Source organism: Mycobacterium sp., assembly GCF_035506235.1.
Taxonomy (GTDB): domain Bacteria; phylum Actinomycetota; class Actinomycetes; order Mycobacteriales; family Mycobacteriaceae; genus Mycobacterium.
Window position 1 is genome coordinate 1 of sequence record NZ_DATJPU010000040.1, and the last position, 20,289, is coordinate 20,289.

The following is a 20,289-nucleotide window of genomic DNA, read 5'->3' on the forward strand; positions in this document are numbered from 1 at the left end:
GCGCTGATGGTCGAATTCTGTTGATCGGCCTGCCTCCCGGCGCCCCGGGCGAAGCCGAACGCCGAGTACGCGAATGCGAGGTAGACCGCCGCCAGCCCGAAGGCCTTCGCCCGGTCCCACGCTCCCGGCGGCGAGCCCTCCGGCTTGCGGTCGAACGATCGACCGAGGGCCGTTTCGACGAGCCGCCAGAGGCCCATCATCAGCAGCGCGGCCGTGGCGACCCAGAGCGCGACCGGTCCGCCCGGTTTGGCTGCCAACGTCGCCAGGGCGCCGGTCTGATCGGCGGTGCCGCCCTCGCCGAAAGCGAGTCGGAAGGCAAGATAGCCGACGATCAGGTGCAGCAGCCCGTTGACGACATACCCGGCGCGGGCGAGTCGTTCGAAGACGGTGTTCTGCGCCACCTGTGCCGGGTCCATGGACTGGGAATGCCCCTCAGCCGCTGTTGCGTAACGCGCTCGCCAACCCGTTCATCGTCAGCAGGATGCCGCGCTGCACCAATTCGTCGTCGTCGCCCGAACGATAGCGGCGCAGCAACTCGACCTGCAGGTGGTTCAGCGGCTCCAGGTACGGAAAGCGGTTGAACACCGACCGGGCCAGCGCCGGGTTGTCGGCGAGCAGGTCGTCGTGACCGGTGATGAGCTTGTGCATGGCGATGGTGCGCCGGTGCTCGTCGACGATCTTGTCGAACACCCGGCGCCGCAACGACTCGTCGGCGACCAGTTCGGAGTAGTGGGCCGCCAGTCCCAGGTCGCTCTTGGCGAGCACCTGCGCCATGTTCGACAGCACGCTGCGGAAGAACGGCCACCGCTGGTACAGCTCGTGCAGGATCTTCACCCGCTCGCTTTCGCTCTCCGGGCCGGCCGCGATCCACTCCTCGAACGCCGAACCGGTGCCGTACCAGCCCGGCAGCATCACCCGCGACTGCGTCCAGGCCAGCACCCACGGGATGGCGCGCAGGTCTGAAATGGATTCGGTGGGCTTGCGCGAGGCCGGCCTGCTGCCGATGTTCAGCGACCCGATCTCGCTGACCGGAGTGGAGGCCTTGAAGTAGTCGACGAAACCCGGTGTGTCGTGCACCAATTCGGCGTAGGCCCGGTGCGCCAGGGCCGCCACCTCGTCGAGCACCGCGTAGGCCGGTTCCGCGGCGTCGCCCAGGCCCTCCACATCCAGCAGCGTCGACTCCAGCGTGGCCGCCAGCAGGCTCTCCAGGTTGCGCCGGGCCAGTTGCGGCTCGGCGTACTTGGCGGCGATCACCTCACCCTGCTCGGTGAGGCGCAGCGAGCCGTTCACCGCGCCGGGCGGTTGCGCCAGGATCGCCTGGTAGCTGGGCCCGCCGCCGCGCCCGACCGTGCCGCCGCGACCGTGGAAGAGCCGCAACCGAACACCGGTTTTGCTCGCCACCTCGACGAGGGTCAGCTCGGCCCGGTAGACGGCCCAGTTGGCGGCCAGGTAGCCGCCGTCCTTGTTGGAGTCCGAGTAGCCGAGCATGACTTCCTGGCATCCGCCGCGGGCATCGATCAGCGACCGGTACAGCGGAAGGTCCAGCATCGCCTGCAGGATCGACGCCCCGTTGTGCAGGTCATCGATCGTCTCGAAGAGCGGCGAAATGCCTACGGGGCAATAGGTTTCGGTCTCGGAGACGTCGAGCAGGCCGACCTCCTTGAGCAGGATCGCGGCCTCCAGGACGTCCGACACCGACTGGCACATCGAGATGACGTAGTTGGGCACCACCGCCGGGCCGTAGAGCTCGATCGCGCGGGCGCCCGCCGCGATGACGCCCAGCTCGCGGCGGGCCAGGTCGGACAATTGGGGGGCACGGTCGCCGACCAGCGGGCGGCGGGTGGCGAGCTCCCCGGCCAGCAGCTCGACACGGTCGTCTTCTCCCAGCGAGCGGTAGTCCGGATGCACCCCGGCCCAAGCCAGCAGCTCGCCGACCACCTCTTCGTGCACGTCGGAGTTCTGCCGCATGTCCAGGCCCGAAAGGTGAAACCCGAAGACGTGCACGCTTTCTCGCAACCGGGCCAGCCGATCGTCGGCCAGCAGTCCGGAGCCGTGCCCACGCAGCGAGGCGTCGATCACGTCGAGATCGGCCCGCAGTTCGCCCGGCGCGGAATACGCCTGCAAGCCCAGGTCGAGTTCGTGCTGCGGCCGGCGGTCCAGGATCTCGGCGGCCGTCGCGGTGAGCCGGCCCCGGATCACCCGCAGCGCCCGGCGGTAGGGCTCGTCGGCGCGAGCCTTCTTCTCACAGCCCTCGGCCAGCGCGGTCAACTCGGCGGTGACCGTGATCAGCCGCGCCGACATCGACAGCTGCTGCTCGAGGTGAGTCAGCTCGGCCAGGTAATGCGCCAGCGCGGTGAACGCGGCGCTGCCGGTCGCCCGCCGCACGACGTCGGCGGTCACGTTGGGGTTCCCGTCGCGGTCACCGCCGATCCACGAGCCGGGTTGCAGGATGGGCGCCGACAGCAGGTCCGCGTCGGGCCAGCGGGCCCGCAACGCGTACCGCACCTCGGCATTGACCTGCGGGATCACGGTGAACAGCGCGGCCGGGTAATACCGCAGGCCGACCTCGATCTCGTCGGTGATCTGCAGCCGCGACAACCGGATCAGCGCGGTCTGCCACAGCCTGAGGACCTGCCGGCGCAACTCGAGCTCGATGTCGCGGCCGTGGTCGGTCTCGGTGCGCCCGGCGGCGTGCAGCCGCATCAACTCGGTGATGCGGTGCTGGGTGACGAACACGGTGCGCCGACGGGTCTCGGTGGGATGGGCGGTGATCACCGGCGCCACCAGGGCGCCCCTGAGCGCGTCGGCCACCGTGCGCGAATCCAGCTGGGCCAGATCGAGTTTCGCGTACGTCGCGGCCAGGCTGCTGTCCTGCGGGGGCTCGCCGGCGGCGACGTGAATCTCCCGCCGGCGCTCCCGGTGGATGTCCTCGGCCACGTTGGCCAGCAGCGCGAAATGGCTGAACGCCCGGATGATCGGGAGCGCCAGGTGGATGTCGATGCCGTCGAACATCCGCGACATCTCGGCCCGGTCGATCTCGGAGCGCCGCACCCGGAACGATGCCACCCGCGCGCGTTCCACGAGGTCGAACACCTCGTGACCGTTCTGCTCGCGCACGGTGTCGCCGAGGATGGTGCCCAGCAGCCGGATGTCGGCGCGCATCGGCTCGGTCGCGTCCCGACCGACCCGCGTGCGCTGGACGGCGCCGATCGGTTCCAGCGCGGTGTCGGGAGCCTCAGCCATGCGTCCCAGTATCGAGGCGGATCGCACGCTCCGCCCGTCGAGTGGTCAGCGGTACTTGATCAGCAGCTCCATGCCGATGATGCACACCAGCCAGATGCCCACGATGAACACCGTCAGCCGGTCGAGGTTCTTCTCCACCACCGTCGACCCGGACAGGCTCGACTGCACGCCGCCGCCGAACAGCGTCGACAGGCCGCCACCCTTGGCGCGGTGCAGCAGCACCAGCAGCACCACCAGGATGCTGGTGACGACCAGGGTGATCTGCAGGGCCAATTGCATGACAGGCAGCTTACCGGGTCGGCGTCAGCCGGCCGCAATCAGCGCTCGGTTGCGCGCGCGGCGCCACCCTCTTGCTATTCCCCGGCTCGAATGCAAGGGTCAGTAACTAGATGGTCGGCCGAGAAGTGCAGCGCCGATATTCCAGCGGGTTCTCGCAATAGCCGCTGTTCCCTTTACGCACCTTTGCTACGTGCCTGACACCCGGACGTGGCAATGGTCACCGATTTCAGCACTGTCAACCCCGACGACGCAATTGCTCAGGCGTTGGCGGGCGGTTCACCACAGCGGATGGGGACATTCCGCTTCTATTTCGAAGGCGAGCGCTGGGAGTGGTGCGACCAGGTAGCACGATTGCACGGCTACGAACCCGGTACGGTGACGCCGACGACTGAGCTGGTGCTTGCGCACAAGCATCCCGACGACCGCAACCACATCGCGGCGACCCTCGATGACATCCGGCGCAACCACGGGGCCTTCAGCACGCGGCACCGCATCATCGACGTGCAGGGCAACATCCGCCCGGTTGTCGTGGTCGCCAACCAGCTCGTCGACGCAGCAGGCAACGTCGTTGGCACAGAAGGTTTTTACATCGACGTGACGCCCTCCGGCCACGAGCAACAGGACGCCCTGACCGCTGAAGTTGCGAAGTTCAGCAAGAACCGCGCCGTCATCGAGCAGGCCAAAGGCATGCTGATGGTGATCTATGGGGTGGACGAAACGACGGCGTTCGATTTGCTGAGATGGCGATCCCAGGGCCACAACGTCAAGCTGCGACCGCTGGCGCGACAAATCGCCATCGAATTCCTCGCACTTTCGCGCAGGGATGCCCACCCCCTGCGATCCGCCTACGACAACATTGTCCTCACTGCCCATCTTCGGATCGGCTCGCACGACCGCTGAGGCGCGCCGCTGTTCGCCGGAGTCAGGGTAGCGGCCCACCGGCGGCGATCGCCGCCAGCGTCGCGAACTGCTCACCGTCCAGCGACGCGCCGCCGACCAGGGCCCCGTCGATGTCGTTCTGGGCGACGATGTCGCCGATGTTCTTGGCGTTCACCGAGCCGCCGTAGAGCACCCGCACGGCGTCGGCGACACCAGAGGAAGCGAGTGAGGCCAACTCCTTGCGGATCGCCGCGCACACCTCCTGAGCATCGGACGCGCTGGCCACCCGCCCGGTTCCGATCGCCCAGACCGGCTCGTAGGCAACGACGACCTTGCCGATCTGCTCACCCGACAGGCCCGCCAGCGAGCCACGCAGCTGCTCCTCGCAGTGCGGCACGTGATCGCCGGCCTCCCGCACGTCGAGATGTTCGCCAATGCACACGATCGGGGTGAGCTCGTGCTTGAGCGCGGCGGCGGCCTTGGCGGCCACCAGCGCGTCGTCCTCGTGGTGGTAGGTGCGCCGCTCGGAGTGCCCGACCACGACGAAGCTGCAGCCGAGCTTGGCCAGGAAGGCGCCGCTGATGTCACCGGTGTAGGGGCCCGAGTCGTGCGGCGACAGGTCCTGGGCCCCGTAGGTCAGCCGCAGCTTGTCGCCGTCCACCAGGGTTTGGACGCTGCGCAGGTCGGTGAACGGCGGGAGCACCGTGACGTCGACCTTGTCGTAGTACTTGTCCGGCAGCGCAAACGCGACCTTTTGCACCAGCGCGATCGCCTCGAAGTGATTGAGGTTCATCTTCCAGTTGCCGGCGATCAGTGGCTTGCGGCTCACGAGTCTCCTCTGCCCGGCTGGGGCCGGCCCAGCACCTCGATGCCCGGTAGCGTCTTGCCCTCCAAGTACTCCAGCGATGCTCCCCCGCCGGTGGAGATGTGCGAGAAGTCACCTTCGGGGATGCCGAGCTCGCGCACCGCGGCCGCGGAATCCCCGCCTCCCACCACGCTGAACGCGCCCTTGCCCGTCGCTTTGGCGATCGCCTCGGCGATGCCTTTTGTCCCGGCGGCAAACGCCGGGAACTCGAACACGCCCATCGGGCCGTTCCAGAAGATGGTCTTGGCGTTGGACAGCAACGCGGCGAACCGCCTGACCGATTCCGGTCCGATATCCAGGCCCATCCTGCCTTCCGGAATCCGGTCCGCCGCGACGGTCATCGGCGGCGAATCGGCGGCGAACTTGTCGGCCACGACGATGTCCACCGGGAGGTGCAGCACGTCGCCGTGGGTCTCGCACAACCTGCGGCAGGTGTCGACCATCTCGTTCTCGAGCAGTGACGTGCCCACCGAAAGACCCTGCGCGGCAAGGAAAGTGAAGCACATGCCGCCGCCGATCACGACACTGTCGGCCTTGGTCGCCAGCGACTCGATCACGCCGAGCTTGTCGGACACCTTCGACCCGCCGAGCACCACGGCGTAGGGGCGCCTGGTCGAGTTGGTCAACTGCTCCAGCACCCGGATCTCCTCGGCCACCAGCGTGCCGGCGTAGTGCGGCAGCAAGGTGGCGACGTCGTACACGGAGGCCTGCTTGCGGTGCACCACGCCGAATCCGTCGGAGACGAAAGCGCCTCCGGGAGAGACCAATTCGGCCAGTTGCCGGGCCAACGCCAGTCGCTCCCCGTCGTCCTTGCTGGTTTCGCGCGGGTCGAAGCGGACGTTCTCCAGCAGCAGGATGTCGCCGTCGGTCAGTCCCTCGGCTCGGGCCAGCGCGTCGCCGCCGACGACTCGGGAACGATCGACGCCGGCCAGCTGGACGTGCCGGCCGAGCTGGTCGCCGAGCGCCGCGGCGACTGGCGCCAGGGAGAATTTCGGGTCGGCCCCGTTTTTCGGACGACCGAGGTGCGCGGTGACGACGACCTTGGCGCCGGCCGCCAGCAGCGCCTGCAACGTCGGCACGGACGCGGTGATGCGGCCGGCGTCGGCGATGGCGCCGTTCTCGTCGAGTGGGACGTTCAGGTCGGAGCGCACCAGTACGCCACGACCCGAAACCCCCTCGGCGAGAAGGTCTTCCAGGGTCGGCAGGACGGGCGCGGAAGACGAGGCCACGGTTAGAGCGACTTGCCGACCAGCGCGACCAGGTCGATGAGGCGGTTGGAGTAGCCCCATTCGTTGTCGTACCACGACACCACCTTGGCCTGATTGTCGATGACCTTGGTCAGCCCGGAGTCGAAGATCGAGCTGTGCGAGTCGGTGACGATGTCAGTGGACACGATCGGTGCGTCGTAGTACTTCAGGATGCCCTTGAGCCGGCCCTCGGCGGCGGCCTTGAACGCGGCGTTGATGTCCTCGGCGCTCGCGGATTTCGACAGGTCGGCGGTCAGGTCGGTGACCGAGCCGGTGGGAATCGGCACCCGCAGCGCGTAGCCGTCGAGCTTGCCCTTGAGTTCGGGCATCACCAGCCCGATCGCCTTGGCGGCGCCGGTGGAGGTCGGCACGATGTTCAGCGCCGCGGCACGCGCGCGGCGCAGGTCCTTGTGCGGCCCGTCCTGCAGGTTCTGGTCCTGGGTGTAGGCGTGGACGGTGGTCATCAGCGCCCTGACGATGCCGAACTCGTCATGCAGCACCTTGGTCACCGGCGCCAGGCAATTCGTCGTGCACGAGGCGTTGGAGATGATGTTCTGGCTGCCGTCGTATTTGTCGTCGTTGACCCCCAGCACGACGGTGATGTCGGGATCGGTGGCCGGCGCGGAGATGATCACCTTCCTGGCCCCGGCCTCCAGGTGGCCCTTGGCCTTGGCCGCGTTGGTGAACAGGCCCGTGGACTCCACCACGACGTCGACGCCGAGGTCGCTCCACGGCATCGCCGCCGGGCCCTCCCGCACCTCGAGTGACTTGATCTTCGCGGTGCCGACGACGATGGTGTCCTCGCCTTCCAGCGTGACGTCGTAGGGCAGCCGGCCCAGGATCGAGTCGAATTTGAGCAGGTGCGCCAGCGTGGCGTTGTCGGTGATGTCGTTGACGGCCACCACCTCGATGTCGGCCCCGGAACCGCCCAAGCCCTGTTCCTGCTGAGCCAGCAGGGCCCGGTAGAAGTTGCGTCCGATTCGACCGAAGCCGTTGATGCCTACTCGGACAGTCACTTGTCTCTCCCTGTCTTTCTATGTCCGCTGTTGCGCGGACGCTGTTGAGCGCTCGTCGTCAGCCTAGATCAGCAGGAACCACCGTCGCGCGCCGGTAAGAGAGCGAACTTCTGCCGCCGCGAAAACCCGGGTGGGGCCGCCGGCGCCCGGTCGCAGGATCGCTCGCCGCCACTGCGCGGATCTGCAGCAAGTAGCCACCATTCCCGCCGCCATGACCCGGCGATCGGTTCAAACCCCGGCACCGGCTGCCGAGCGCGCCCGCCGCGGGCGCAATGGCCCGAAACGGCGCTTCTGACCGGGGGCCGAATCCACGCGGTAACCGGAGCATGTCTCCTTTGTATCGGTTCTATAAGCGCCGGAATCGTCGCGTGTGCAATAGCAATAACCAGCCATACATTCGACACGACTGCGGTACGGCTATGCGGTTCTAGCGCCATTGGGAGATACGAAGTGCTGAAGGAGTCGACGTTGATGACGGTCTTTGATGGGCGCAACATCAAAGTAGTTGCCATCGCTGGGTTGTGCGGGGCCGCTATAGCGTTGAGCCCCGATGCGGCGGCCGCCCCGCTGAAAACCGGCGGCTATGCGTGCGTGCAAGGGATGTCGGGCGAGGCCGCGGCCCCGGCGGCCGGCGGAGCGGCAGGCGCCGGCGGAGCGGCAGCGGCGGGCGGAGCGGCAGCGGCGTCGTGCCGGTGCGCCACCAGCTCCGCGACCGGCGGACCGGCGGGCGCCGGCGTCCTGGCATCGGCGGGCGGACCAGAAGCGGCCGGCGGGCCGGGAGCGGCCGGCGGGCCCGAAGCGGGCGGACCGGTCGCGGTCGGCGACGTATGCACGGCCAGCGCTCCGCTGACCGACATGGCGGGCGTCCCACTGGCGGCTCCCGGGCCGGTTCCGGTGGTGCCGGCCGGGGTTCCCCTGATCGCCCTGGGGCCGCCGGTGCCGGCTGGCGCGCCGGTCCCCGTGGGCGCCCCGATCCCCGTGGGCGCACCGGTGCCCGTGGGCGCCCCGATCCCCGTGGGCGCACCGATCCCCGTGGGCGCACCGGTGCCGGTGCTGCCGGTGGGTGCTCCGCTGATCACGCTGGCGGGCGGTGCCGCGGACGGCGCGCCCGTGGGTGCTCCGATCATCGACATGGCCGGGACCGGCAAGGGTGATCCGGTCGACGCCCCGCCGGCCGGCGGCCCCGTGTCCGGTCAGCCGATCGCGCCCGGCCCGTCAGGCGCGCACTGAGGCGGATCCTCTCCCGGTTTACGCGGACCCGCTGGGCTGAGCCCAGCGGGTCCGTTCCGTCGTGGGTCCCAGTGCGCCTTACGGCGGCGCGCCGGGCGTGAAAAGGCCACGGGGACGGGCGGATTCGCCCGTCAGCTGGGCGGGGCCTCCCACAGCAGCGGCGGCTGTGGCTGCTGCGGACCCCGTTGTTGCGAGTCCTCCACGATCACCGGGTCGCCGACGTGGACCGTGTTGTAGTACCACTCCGCGTCCTCGGGGCTCAGGCTGATGCAGCCGTGGCTGACGTTCTCGAGCCCCATCGCATTGACCGCCCAAGGGGCCGAATGGACGAAGAGTCCGCGACTGGTGAAACGGACGGCGTAGTCCACCGGAATCCGGTAACCGTCGGGGGCGTCGACCGGGATGCCGACGCTGCTGGAGTCCATGATCACCGTGCGGTCCTTGGACAGCACGGTGTAGGAGCCGACCGGCGTCGGGTACTCCGGCCTGCCCATCGAGGCCGGCAGCACGCCCTCTTCGCCCCAGTGGGGCCGGTGATGCGGCGCCGGTAGCGATGGCGGCGGCCCCGACTCGACCCCGTCGATGCTCACCTTGAACGTGTGATCCGTGGTATTGGCAACACCGACAACGGCGGGGCCCGTTTCAAAGTTCGTGGCCAGACCGCCCACCGAGAGCGCCACCGTGCTGTGCGCCGGCCAGTACCGGTCGGGAACCCACCGCACCACCTCGTTGTCGAGCCATTCGAACTTGCCCGTCATCGGCGGCGCCGATTTGACCCCGATAGCACGCTCGGCCGCCTGCCGATTGGCGACCGGCGCGCGAAAGGTCACCACCACGGGGTGCGCCACACCCACCACCGCGCCCGGCGCGGGCAGCACCGACGCGATGGCGAACCCGTACGGCCGGCTCGCCGCGGCGAGTCGCACGTCGACCGGCGCCGCAACCACACTCGCAGCGATCCCGATGGCGGCAACAACACACCGAACAACCGCCCGCATGGCTCCAATTCCCTTTAACTGACAGCGTTGCAATAGTGATGGTAGGGGCGCCATGACGAGTGGAAACGCAAGGGCGCGTGCGCAATCGGTCAAGTCTCTGTCACGGTTTGGCCACAGCGAGGGAACCGGGCGCCGACGACGACCGCCTTAGCCATCGACCGTCATAACCTTCCGGGGGTGGCGCGTTGCGTGGTGACGTGGACGGGAAACTCGTCACCGGGCTCGGGCCACGGCTGGCGGGTCAGCATGTCCGCGACCTCGACGTAGCCCGCCTCGATCACCCCGGTCTTGGCGTCGAGGATGCGGTACCACTGCTTTTGGATGTGGATCGGTTGGCCCTCGAGCACGATGACGCGGACGTCGCCGTCGGCGAAGTGGCAGCGCCGTTGCAGCGCCTCGAGCAGCTGCTCGTTGTGCAGGTGGCCCTCGCCGAAGTTCCAACCGACCAGGGGCCCGGCGACGATCTCCCCCTCGCGGATGTTGTAGTCGGCCTCGCTCTCGATCGCGCGCGGCAGCAGGCCGTTGAGCGCGCGGCCGTGGGTGTGCATGGCGCGGAATGCGGCCGTCTTGTCGCTCATGATCTCGGCCGTGTCCGCGTCGTACAGCCTGGCCAGCTGATTCACCACCAGCGCAGAGCTTTTCACGATATTCGCCTCGATCCTGTCCTCGGCGCCCGCGCGGAAGCACCACACGCTGGTGGCCCAGTTGCCCGCGTAGTAGCGCATCGCCGGGAGGAACGAGATCTTCTCCGGGAACAGGTTTCCCGCGATCGGCACCACGGCAAGCGCGACGATCAGGATGGCCAGCAGCAGCGGCGAGGACAGGTCCACGGCGTGGATCCCGCCGTAGTGACCGAACAAATAGAACAGCGAGAAGATGAAGAACACGTTCCACTCCAACGGGACTCCCATCGGGAGGTTGGACAGGATGTTGAGGTGGAAGATCACCATGAACGCGATGAGCAACCACCGCCACGGGTGCCCGTCGGCGATGAACACCAGGATCCCCGGCACCAGGAATTCCGCCGTCGTCCCGCCGACGTGGGCCATGATTTTGGGCAGCCACGAGGGTCGCAGGTCGTTGACCGCGTCAAGGTAGAGGGCGTGCTTGAGCGGGTTGAACAGCCGGCTGCGCAGCAGCGCGTTGTTGCTCGTCATCACCGACACAACGTATGGGAAATGGTGGTTGAGCTTGGAAGTCGCCGCGCCCCACCATAAGCCGAGCATGATGATCTTGAAGGCCGCGATCTGATCGGCGAACGGGAAGAAGAACACGATCAGCTTGAGCCAATAGTGTTCGCCGCGGGCGGCCAGGAAGATGGTCTTGTCGCGCAGACCCAGCACCGCTAGCGCGACGATCGTCGGCAGGACGGTGACCGGGTCGATCAGGGGGCCGGGCGAGACCAGCGCCCACACCCCGCCGATCAGCACGACGGCATACAGGGCGACGTCGACGGCGGTGCGGGTGTCACCGGCGGTGAACGGGACCTTGCCCGGCCAGGGGGGCAGCCGAACAGTGTTGGGACGCAACCAATACAGGAACCCGCCGATCGGCGGCATGAACCGCCCCGTCAGCGGGCCCGACCCGCAGCCGAAACCGAGGACCTCGAACAGCAGCGTGAACACGATGAACTTCTGGTACACGATCGGCTGCGTCCACCAGTCGCCGATCCGGCCCAGCCCGCCCAGGCCGGGGGTCAGCGAGATGATCGCGGCCGGGACCGCGACGTACAAGGCGATCTTGAGCAGGTACAACAGGTACACCGCATACGGGGTGCCGAAGCCGTGTTCCGCCCAGTGCCGGGTCACCACCTGCAGTCGCGTTGCCCGCGGCAACGTCCGCCAGGTTTGGGGGTCGACGTCCGGAAGCTCCGGTGACATGAATCCCATGGGCGGCCTCATTCCCGTCGCAGGTGAAACCAGCTGGCGAATACAATCTATCCGCAGCCAGGGACGCAACGATACGGCTCGACGAGAATTGCTGAGGCGCAGCCTGATTGGGGTGCGGGGCGGCGTCCTAACGGGCCGCGGGCCGCGTCCGATGCGGGAATCGCCGCTGCAAGTTTTCCATCAGGCCCTCGAGGGTCTTGCGTTCCTGCTCTTCGACGCGCGCCATGCGCCGAAGGCTGCCGGCGCCCTCCGCGTCGCCCGCGGCTTCCGCGGTCACGATCGCCTTGTGGTACTCACCGAGCCGGTGTTCGATATGGCGACGGCTCTGGGCGAGTAACCGGCGGAAGTAGTCGGCCTGGCGGTGGTCCGCTGTCTCGACCGCCGCAGCGGAGGGCGTGACATCGCGGGCGGGTCGGTTCATGGTCACCGAAGGCATGGCCCCTCCTTGACGGACATTGACTGGGCGGGGGCGGACGACGCCGCTGCGGGGTCTGCGCCCGCGTCGGTCCCGAACACCGCTCGGACCGTGCCCGGTTGCCGAGCGGGTGCCGCGCTCGTCGGACAACCGGCGACGTCCATTTCGGCCCTTCCAACTGCAGTTTGGGTGTTCGGCGAGACGTAACGATAACTGCCCGGTCCCACCGGCGCCACAGGCGTGGGCGGCATTACAGGCCAGAAAACGAACGTTTCCCAAAGACCCCATCGTGAATTGGCCTCCCCGATCCGACCGACGCCAGCGGCCCGGGCAATGGATACCTCCGTCGTAGGTTGGCTCAAACCCACCTTGGGTACTAAATGGGGCAAAACATCGCGCCATTGGCCCGGGCCCCGGTCGCTACCATCGAGGGACTCGACGCGGCGATGCTGCACCGCCGCAGCCACAAGGAGACACGTGACCGACAGCGACAACCCAGACATCGAGGACATCGAGGACATCGACAAGTTCGACCCCGGTCTGACCCAGCGCGTGATGAGTGTGATGCGCCCGTTCCTCAAGACGTACTTCCGGTCCGAGGTGCACGGTTTGAATTCATTCCCGCCGGGCGGGGCGCTGGTGGTCGGCAACCACTCCGGCGGCATGTTCCCCATGGACGTCCCGATCTTCAGCGTCGACTTCTACGAAAAATTCGGCTACGACCGCCCGGTCTACACGCTGAGCCACGACATCCTCATGACCGGCCCCACGGCGTCGCTCCTCAGACGCACCGGTTACATCCGGGCCAACCGCGAGAACGCGGCCAAGGCCCTGCGGTCCGGCGGCGTGGTGGTCGTCTTTCCCGGGGGCGATTACGATGCGTACCGGCCCACGCTCTCGGAGAACGTCATCGACTTCAATGGCCGCAAGGGATACGTCAGCACGGCGATCGAGGCCGGCGTGCCCATCGTCCCCGCCGTGTCCATCGGCGGGCAGGAGACCCAGCTCTACCTGACCCGCGGCACCTGGCTGGCCGAGCGGCTGGGCATAAAGCGCTTGCTGCGCAGCGCAATTCTGCCGTTGTCGTTCGGCTTCCCGTTCGGGCTCAGCGCCGTCGTCCCGCCCAATGTGCCGCTGCCCACCAAGATCGTGACGCGGGTGCTGGAACCCATTGACATCGCCGCGCAGTTCGGCGACGACCCGGATATCGACGAGGTCGACGAGCACGTGCGGTCGGCGATGCAGCAGGCCCTCAACGAGCTCGCCGCCAAGCGACGTTTCCCGATCCTGGGCTGAGCCATGGCATCACCCATCAACCAAGCCCTCGGGGTCTTAGGTGTCTTAGGGACGCTGAGGCGCGCCGGGATGATCGCACCGATGCGGCCCGACCGCTACCTGAAGATCGCCGCGGCCATGCGCCGCGAGGGCATGGGCATGACGGTGGGGTTCGCCAGCGCGGCGCAGCGCTGCCCCGACCGTCCCGGGCTCATCGACGAGCACGGCACACTGACCTGGCGGCAGCTCGACGAGCGGATCAACGCGTTCGGTGCGGCGCTGCAGGGTCTGCCCTCGGGCCAACCGAAGGTCGTCGGGGTCATGTGCCGCAACCACCGCGGCTTCGTCGAGGCGGTGGTGGCCGCCGCCCGGATTGGCTCCGACGTCGTGCTGCTCAACACGTCGTTCGCCGGGCCGGCGTTGGCCGACGTGGTGAACCGCGAGGGCGTCGACGCAGTCGTCTACGACGAGGAGTTCACCGAGACGGTGGACCGCGCGCTGGCCGACAAGCCGGACGCCACCCGCATCCTGGCCTGGACTTCCGACGGGCGGCACGAACTGACGACTGAAAATATGGAGCGGCTCATCGCCGATCACGCCGGCCTGGGGGCACCTCCCGCTCGCGGGGGACAGCCGCGGCGCACCGGCCGCAAGGGCAGGATGATCCTGCTGACCTCCGGCACCACCGGAACGCCCAAGGGCGCCAACCAAACTGGCGGCAACGCCGGGGTCGGCACGCTCAAGGCGATCCTGGACCGCACGCCGTGGCGGGCGGAGGAGACGATAGTGATCGTGGCGCCGATGTTCCACGCTTGGGGCTTCTCGCAGTTGATCTTCGCCGCGTCGATGGCGTGCACCGTGGTCACTCGGCGCAAATTCGACCCGGAGGCCACCCTGGACCTCATCGACCGCCATAAGGCGACGGGCCTGGCGGTGGTGCCGGTGATGTTCGACCGCATCATGGAGCTGCCCGCCGAGGTGCGAAACCGGTACAGCTGCAAGTCGTTGCGGTTCGCCGCGGCGTCCGGTTCACGGATGCGGCCCGACGTCGTCACCGCGTTCATGGACCAGTTCGGCGACGTGATCTACAACAACTACAACGCCACCGAGGCCGGCATGATCGCCACCGCCACCCCGGCGGACCTGCGCGCGGCGCCCGACACCGCGGGCCGGCCGGCCGGCGGAACCGAAATCCGCATCCTGGACCCGGAATTCAACGAGCTGCCCACAGGCGAGGTCGGCACCATCTACGTGCGCAACGACACCCAGTTCGAGGGCTACACCTCTGGCACCACCAAGGACCTCCACGCCGGGTTCATGTCGTCGGGTGACGTCGGGTATCTCGACGACGCCGGGCGCCTGTTCGTCGTCGGCCGCGACGACGAGATGATCGTGTCCGGCGGCGAGAACGTCTACCCGATCGAGGTGGAGAAGACGCTGGCGGTGCACCCCGACGTGGCGGAGGCCGCGGTGATCGGCGTGGACGACGAGCAGTACGGCCAGCGGCTGGCGGCCTTCGTGGTGCTGGCCCCGGGCGCGGGCGCCACCACCGACACGCTCAAGCAGCACGTGCGCGACAACCTGGCCAACTACAAGGTGCCCCGCGAGATCACTTTCCTCGACGAGTTGCCCCGGAGCAGCACCGGCAAGATCCTCCGCAACGAGCTGCAGGCACGGGTCGGCGGCTGATGCGGTTCAAGGTCGGGCAACCGCGGCCGCTGGCGCGCGCCGCGCTGGAATTTGCCAACGCGGCCAACGGATTACGGCCGCTGGCCCGCAAGGGGTACAGCACCGTGCTGGTGTTCTGGCTCGGCTGGCCGACGTCGGAGGTGCCGGGCGTGTACTTCTCGGCCTCGCTGGTGGACGCGCTGCGACGGGGCCGTCGCGGCGACTTCGCCGGACCGCGCGGAAAGGCGGCGCTCGCGATGACGGCGGCGTCCTGGGCCATCCTGGCGGTGATCCGCTACCGCGGCGTCACCACCCCGGGCGCGGTGCTGGAGGCCGGCCTGCGCGAGGAGTTGGGGCACGACTACACCGAGGCGCTGGAGGCTCTGCCGCAGACGAAGCCCACCCGCAGCGGTCGGCGCAGCCTGCCGCTGGGCAACACCGTGGCGCGGCGGCGCTACGTCGAGAAGACGAACGTGGTGTCCTACGGCCCGCACGGCCGCGCCAACCTCGCCGACATCTGGCGGCGCCGCGACCTACCGCGCGACGGCAAGGCGCCGGTGCTGCTGCAGGTGCCGGGCGGCGCGTGGGTGATCGGAATGCGCCGCCCCCAGGCCTACCCGCTGATGAGCCACCTGGCCGCCCGCGGCTGGGTGTGCGTGTCGATCGGTTACCGGGTTTCGCCCGTGCACACCTGGCCCGACCACATCGTCGACGTCAAGCGGGCGCTGGCCTGGGTCAAGGAGAACATCGCCCGCTTCGGGGGAGACCCGAACTTCGTGGCGATCACGGGCGGCTCCGCCGGCGGCCACCTGTCGGCGCTCGCGGCGCTGACCCCCAACGACCCCAAATTCCAGCCGGGCTTCGAGGAGGCCGACACCTCGGTGACCGCCGCGGTCCCGGTGTACGGGCGCTACGACTGGTTCTCCGCCCACGGCGAGGGCCGTCCCGAGTTCATCGGGCTGCTCGAAAAGTTCGTCGTCAAAAGGAAATTCGCCACCCATCGCCACATCTACCTGGACGCCTCGCCGATCCGGGAGCTAAGGGCAGACGCGCCGCCGTTTTTCGTGCTGCACGGCCGAGACGATTCGCTCATCCCGGTCGGCGAGGCGCAGGAGTTCGTCGAGGAACTGCGCGCGGTGTCGAAGTCCCCGGTCGCCTACGCCGAATTGCCGCACGCCCAACACGCTTTCGACATCTTCAGTTCCCCGCGGGCGCATCGCTCCGCGGAGGCCGTCGGGCGCTTCCTGTCCTGGGTGTACGCGACGCATCCGCGGGACGGCGACTGAGGGGTTTCGGAACGATTCCGGGTGTTACAACCGCGGCTTTGGTATGTCGCGGATCGAATCCCGGCTCCCGGTGGCCGCCCCGTCGGGCCGCCTGCCCGGTTCCTCCGATGTCCCTGTAATCCCTTGTGTCTGAAGCTTCAGTGGTCACAATGCGGCGGTCTTGTCGGTGCTCGTTCGTAAAATCTGGGCATGGGTTCGAGCAGTCGCGAAGAGATCGTCGAGGTCTTCAACGCCCTCAAAGCGGACCTGGACCGTTTGTGCGAGTTGTCTTTTGACGTGTCGTCACCCCGCAACTATTGCGGGCCCTGGAGCGCCTGGAATGCGAGGCACCTCGGCTGCGGGCCCCTCAGCACGCGTTGATCAACCAGCTCGGCGCGCAGGCCGGTGAGGAGGAGTTGGGTGGCAAGCTGCGCACGGCGTTGGCTGACCGGTTGCGCATCACCAAGGCCGAGGGCGGCCGGCGCATTGATGAAGCCGAAGATTTAGCGGAACGTCGGGCGCTGACCGGTGAGCCGCTGGCACCGCGGTTGAGCGCGACCGCGGCTGGCCAACGCCAGGGGCTGGTCGGTGCTAGGCACGTGCACGCCGGTGATGCTCGGCGCGGTCGGTTAGTCGCCGAGGAACGCCGAGGTCCACGTCCGGGAGCGGGGCCACGGGTCAGTCGAGACGGTAGGGGCGCGAAACCCCGGCGGGGCGTCTCGTCGCGACTCGGTAAACGACCTGTTGTCTCCCCCGAGTTTCGCACTTGACACGCGTTTCCTAGTTGTTTCCTGGTCAACCCGTGTTTTTCGCTGGTTTCTGTCAAGTTTTCGGGTGATACGCCAGCAAACTGCGGAACGACCGTGGCACTCGGGGTTTGGCGAAGGGGGCGGTGACGGTGCCGAGGGCTGCGGCTGACCGGCGCCGGGAACGGGATGCGCTGGTCCTCCGGATGTTCTTGGCCGGGTCGTCGTACCGGCAGATCGCGAAGCACCCGATGATCCCGCTCTCCCCACAGGCCGTGAGCAACGTCGTGCAGAGGGAGCTAGCCGCCGACGCCCCCCACCGCGAAGCCCTCTCTCAGCAGGCAGCGGACATCTACCTGCTCCGGCTGGAGCGGATGCTCGCGGCCGCAATGCCGCAGGCCCTCCAATGCGACTGGAAAGCGTGGGGAGGGCTGCCGCCGCCTGCTGGAGCAGCAGGCCCGGTTCTTCGGGCTGTCGGCCGCACCGGACGAGAACGGTGTGTGGCCGGAGCTACCCCGAGCGGGGATGCGGTCGTGCCTGACGCGGCCGCACCGGTACCTGACCGCCACCGGCCGCGTGGTCACGATCAGCGTTTACGAGGAAACACCCAGATGCATGAAGTAAAGCTGCCATACTCCCACCCATGAACCTGATCGACCGCCTGGCATCGCAACCGTTCGTCCTCCAGTTGGGATCTAAGCCGCTATTCAAGAAAGTCACTCAGAAGCTTGTCTATCCCATCGCCACCCGCCGGCTGGCCAGCGACGATGTTTTCTTTCTCAATTGGGGCTACGAGGAGGACCCACCACTCGCGCTGCCGTTGGAGGCGTCCGACGAGCACAACCGGTACCCCATCCAGCTCTATCACCGCACGGCGACCCAGACGGATATCAGCGGCAAGCGGGTCTTGGAGGTCGGTTGCGGTCACGGCGGCGGAGCCTCGTACCTGACCCGCACCCTGCACCCGGCGTCCTACACGGGGCTCGACTTGAATGCGGCCGGCATCGCCTTTTGCCGTCAGAAGCACCATGTGCCGGGCCTGGATTTTGTGCAAGGCGACGCCCAGGATTTGCCCTTCCGCGACGAATCCTTCGACGTGGTAATCAACGTCGAATCGGCGCATGGCTACCCTTATTTCCGCCGTTTCCTCAGCGAAGTAGCGCGTGTGCTGTGTCCGGGAGGGCATTTCCTGTACACCGACCTGCGCTGCGACTGGGACAACATCACGGAATGGGAGGCGGCGCTGGCCGATGCACCGCTGAGAATGCTTTCGCAGCGGGAGATCAACGCCGAGGTTATCCGAGGGATAGAGAAGAACTCCCAGTGGTGGGAGGACATAGTCGATCGCCATGTGCCGGCGTTCTTGCAGGCTAACGCAGGCGGTTTTGCTGGCGTGGTTGGTGGCGGAGGCTATCAATCTCTGCACACCGGCGAGATAACGTACCGGATGTACAGCTTCGTCAAGGACTGATGGCGACGCGGGAGCGACCGATTTAGTCCCACAAGCCACCTTTCCGGAGGTCGCCGCCTAGCTTGGCTTGGTGAGGGCGAAGTTTACAGTCAGACCAAGTTTGGGTTCAGGCTGCGGTGAGTGCTGCGTCGGTGAATTGATTTAGGTGCCGGTCGAGTTGGCGCCAGGCGTGTGCGAGATGGCTGCGGTTGGCGAGATCTGTTGGGAGCCTTGGGTCTAACTCGGCCAGACCGGGTGCAAGGACATGGCCCGTAGACCTTGGTGAACAGCACCGCGACGCGCCGGCCCAGCGGGGTGAGTTGGTAGCGGTGATGGCCCGGCAGCCTGACGAATGAGCCCCTTCCGTTTGAGCCGGCGCAGGTCGTAGGTGGCTTGGCGGCTGGTGTAGGGCCGGCCCAGCAGGGCGGTGACGGCCCGGACCAGAGCGGGGTTGTCGAACCCGGCAAGCAGATGGGTAAAGCCGATGATGGTGGCCAGCACCGCCATCACCCGCGGATCCCCGAACGGCAGTCCGGGGGCGTGTTGACCGTCGATCTGTGATGGTCGGGTCACCTGGGTGAAGGTGGCCACATCCGGAGCGGGCCGGGCATCGGCGGCTTGCGCGTCACATAGACGCTGGTTGGCGTTCTCGCCAACCGCCCGTAGGGCCTTCCAGTTCCCGGCGGTGACCCGCTGGCCGATGCCGAAGTCACGGGTGTTACAGATGACGGTCTCGGTGCGCAACGCCCGATGCTCCTTGAAGTATTGCTTGATCCGGCTGGACCGGTAGTAGCAGCTGACCTGTGGATCGACGCCCTTGGTGATCACCTTGGTACGCCAGGTGCCCGGAGTGCGTCGACTGATACGCCGGTCGAAGATCAGCGAGACCGATTCCGGTCGGCCCACATCGAGGTGATCGCGAATGAGTTGTTCGAAAAACGACCGCCCCGCCGCTGGCCGGTCGAATACTCGGGTATCGGAGACCTCGAACTGGCGAAACGCCAACTCGTAGACGTAACCGGCGCGCACATCCTCCCGTGTCAGCGGCGAGGGCAGCCGCCGCTGCCAGCGCCAGAAGAAGCTTTTCACCGCGCCGGACCCGAGCCGGTCACAGATCCGCTGCAACGCTACGGGGTCCTCGCAGTCGCGGAAGCCGTTGTCCAGGGCGGTGTAGCCGATGCCGTGCCGGTCGCATTGGCGCTGTGCCCAGGTGTGCCCGTTAAGCCAGATCCACACCGGCCAGGGGGCGTAGGCGTTGGTCTTCCAAAACGCCCCACCCCACTCGGGGTCCCACAGATAAAAGTAAAAGTGGTTAACGAAACCCATCTGCCGGCCCCACTCCATGTGCGGATGCGCGACGTGTTCTTGGCCTTTGGCCTTCCAGGACCGCCATATCGGGGTCTTCTCCTGTGCGATCCCGATCAACACCACCTTCCCGTCGCCACCGTCGCGCTCGGCGGCCTCGATCAGCGGCCGGGCGATTTCCTCCTTGTTCTCCCCCTTGGCGAACCGGCGTACCGGGATCGCGTTCGCCTTGGCCCACCGGTACACCTCGGCGACGTATGCGTCGCCGATCTTGCCGAACGCCGCCGACGAGGGAATCGTGAACCCCTTCTGCCAATACAGAAACTGACACACTCCGCCAACCGATTGCAGCTTGGGCACGTAGGCCTGCAAGAAGATCCGGTCCACCGAACGACAGGTGAGAGTGACGTGATCCCGCAGTAAGGTTGCATAGTCGGCCATGATCGCCTCCAGGTGTCAACAACCCGAGGCTACGACCGACCACGAGGGATCTCCTCAACGCGGAGATCCCTCGCCTTA

16 protein-coding genes and 1 pseudogene are annotated in these 20,289 nt (G+C 67.5%); 7 read left to right on the forward strand and 10 right to left on the reverse strand.

The genetic code is table 11. The features are described from left to right. The 3 genes from VMD50_RS04340 to secG form a co-directional block, all read right to left on the reverse strand. Positions 1–416, reverse strand: a 416-nt coding sequence (locus VMD50_RS04340; protein WP_325425216.1) for a DUF1206 domain-containing protein, incomplete at its 3' end; no start/stop codon positions are given. Positions 417–432: 16 nt separating this feature from the next. Next, positions 433–3,243, reverse strand: a complete 2,811-nt coding sequence (gene ppc / locus VMD50_RS04345) for a phosphoenolpyruvate carboxylase (protein ID WP_325425218.1) — start codon at positions 3,241–3,243, stop codon at positions 433–435. A 45-nt stretch (positions 3,244–3,288) separates the two neighbouring features. Then, positions 3,289–3,522 (reverse strand): preprotein translocase subunit SecG, encoded by a 234-nt coding sequence (secG, locus tag VMD50_RS04350; RefSeq protein WP_325425220.1) that lies wholly within the window; start codon positions 3,520–3,522, stop codon positions 3,289–3,291. A 213-nt stretch (positions 3,523–3,735) separates the two neighbouring features. On the opposite strand from secG, the gene VMD50_RS04355 reads away from it, so the two are divergent. After that, entirely contained in the window at positions 3,736–4,422 is a 687-nt protein-coding gene (locus VMD50_RS04355) for a PAS and ANTAR domain-containing protein (RefSeq protein ID WP_325425222.1), read from the forward strand. Positions 4,423–4,444: 22 nt separating this feature from the next. On the opposite strand, the gene tpiA is transcribed toward VMD50_RS04355, so the two are convergent. Genes tpiA through gap form a run of 3 tightly spaced genes read right to left on the reverse strand, consistent with a single transcriptional unit; the run spans position 4,445 to position 7,529 of the window. After that, positions 4,445–5,230, reverse strand: a complete 786-nt coding sequence (tpiA, locus tag VMD50_RS04360; protein ID WP_325425224.1) for a triose-phosphate isomerase — start codon at positions 5,228–5,230, stop codon at positions 4,445–4,447. Beyond that, positions 5,227–6,471, reverse strand: coding sequence for a phosphoglycerate kinase (locus VMD50_RS04365; protein WP_325425246.1), 1,245 nt, complete (start codon positions 6,469–6,471; stop codon positions 5,227–5,229). The genes tpiA and VMD50_RS04365 overlap by 4 nt, the downstream gene beginning before the upstream one ends. A gap of 26 nt (positions 6,472–6,497) precedes the next feature. Further along, complete coding sequence (gene gap, locus VMD50_RS04370; protein ID WP_325425226.1) at positions 6,498–7,529, reverse strand: type I glyceraldehyde-3-phosphate dehydrogenase; 1,032 nt, start codon at positions 7,527–7,529, stop codon at positions 6,498–6,500. A 471-nt stretch (positions 7,530–8,000) separates the two neighbouring features. Here gap and VMD50_RS04375 point away from each other — a divergent pair, with 471 nt between their 5' ends. After that, complete coding sequence (locus tag VMD50_RS04375; RefSeq protein ID WP_325425228.1) at positions 8,001–8,759, forward strand: beta-xylosidase; 759 nt, start codon at positions 8,001–8,003, stop codon at positions 8,757–8,759. A gap of 131 nt (positions 8,760–8,890) precedes the next feature. Here VMD50_RS04375 and VMD50_RS04380 read toward each other — a convergent pair whose 3' ends face one another. The 3 genes from VMD50_RS04380 to VMD50_RS04390 all read right to left on the reverse strand — a co-directional run bounded on the left by VMD50_RS04380 (position 8,891) and on the right by VMD50_RS04390 (position 12,082). Beyond that, positions 8,891–9,757: a L,D-transpeptidase gene (locus VMD50_RS04380; RefSeq protein WP_325425230.1), complete on the reverse strand. Its 867-nt coding sequence runs from the start codon at positions 9,755–9,757 to the stop codon at positions 8,891–8,893. 161 nt (positions 9,758–9,918) lie between these two features. Next, complete coding sequence (locus VMD50_RS04385; protein WP_325425232.1) at positions 9,919–11,646, reverse strand: DUF3556 domain-containing protein; 1,728 nt, start codon at positions 11,644–11,646, stop codon at positions 9,919–9,921. A gap of 127 nt (positions 11,647–11,773) precedes the next feature. After that, positions 11,774–12,082: a hypothetical protein gene (locus VMD50_RS04390; RefSeq protein WP_325425234.1), complete on the reverse strand. Its 309-nt coding sequence runs from the start codon at positions 12,080–12,082 to the stop codon at positions 11,774–11,776. A gap of 456 nt (positions 12,083–12,538) precedes the next feature. Between VMD50_RS04390 and VMD50_RS04395 the strand changes: the two genes are divergently transcribed. The 5 genes and pseudogenes from VMD50_RS04395 (at position 12,539) to VMD50_RS04415 (ending at position 18,486) form a co-directional block, all read left to right on the forward strand. After that, on the forward strand, positions 12,539–13,357 hold the full coding sequence (locus VMD50_RS04395; RefSeq protein WP_325425236.1) for a lysophospholipid acyltransferase family protein: 819 nt from the start codon (positions 12,539–12,541) through the stop codon (positions 13,355–13,357). A 3-nt stretch (positions 13,358–13,360) separates the two neighbouring features. Then, complete coding sequence (gene fadD12, locus VMD50_RS04400; protein WP_325425238.1) at positions 13,361–15,025, forward strand: acyl-CoA ligase FadD12; 1,665 nt, start codon at positions 13,361–13,363, stop codon at positions 15,023–15,025. Continuing rightward, positions 15,025–16,290 (forward strand): alpha/beta hydrolase, encoded by a 1,266-nt coding sequence (locus tag VMD50_RS04405; RefSeq protein WP_325425240.1) that lies wholly within the window; start codon positions 15,025–15,027, stop codon positions 16,288–16,290. The genes fadD12 and VMD50_RS04405 overlap by 1 nt, the downstream gene beginning before the upstream one ends. Before the next feature lie 189 nt (positions 16,291–16,479). After that, positions 16,480–16,871, forward strand: a pseudogene (locus tag VMD50_RS04410) (DUF222 domain-containing protein); the annotation flags it as partial. 787 nt (positions 16,872–17,658) lie between these two features. Beyond that, entirely contained in the window at positions 17,659–18,486 is an 828-nt protein-coding gene (locus VMD50_RS04415) for a phthiotriol/phenolphthiotriol dimycocerosates methyltransferase (protein WP_325425242.1), read from the forward strand. Positions 18,487–18,702: 216 nt separating this feature from the next. Here VMD50_RS04415 and VMD50_RS04420 read toward each other — a convergent pair whose 3' ends face one another. Then, positions 18,703–20,211 carry a hypothetical protein gene (locus VMD50_RS04420; RefSeq protein WP_325425244.1) on the reverse strand — a complete coding sequence of 503 codons (1,509 nt, stop codon included), beginning with the start codon at positions 20,209–20,211 and terminating at the stop codon, positions 18,703–18,705. Between the last annotated feature and the right edge of the window lie 78 nt (positions 20,212–20,289).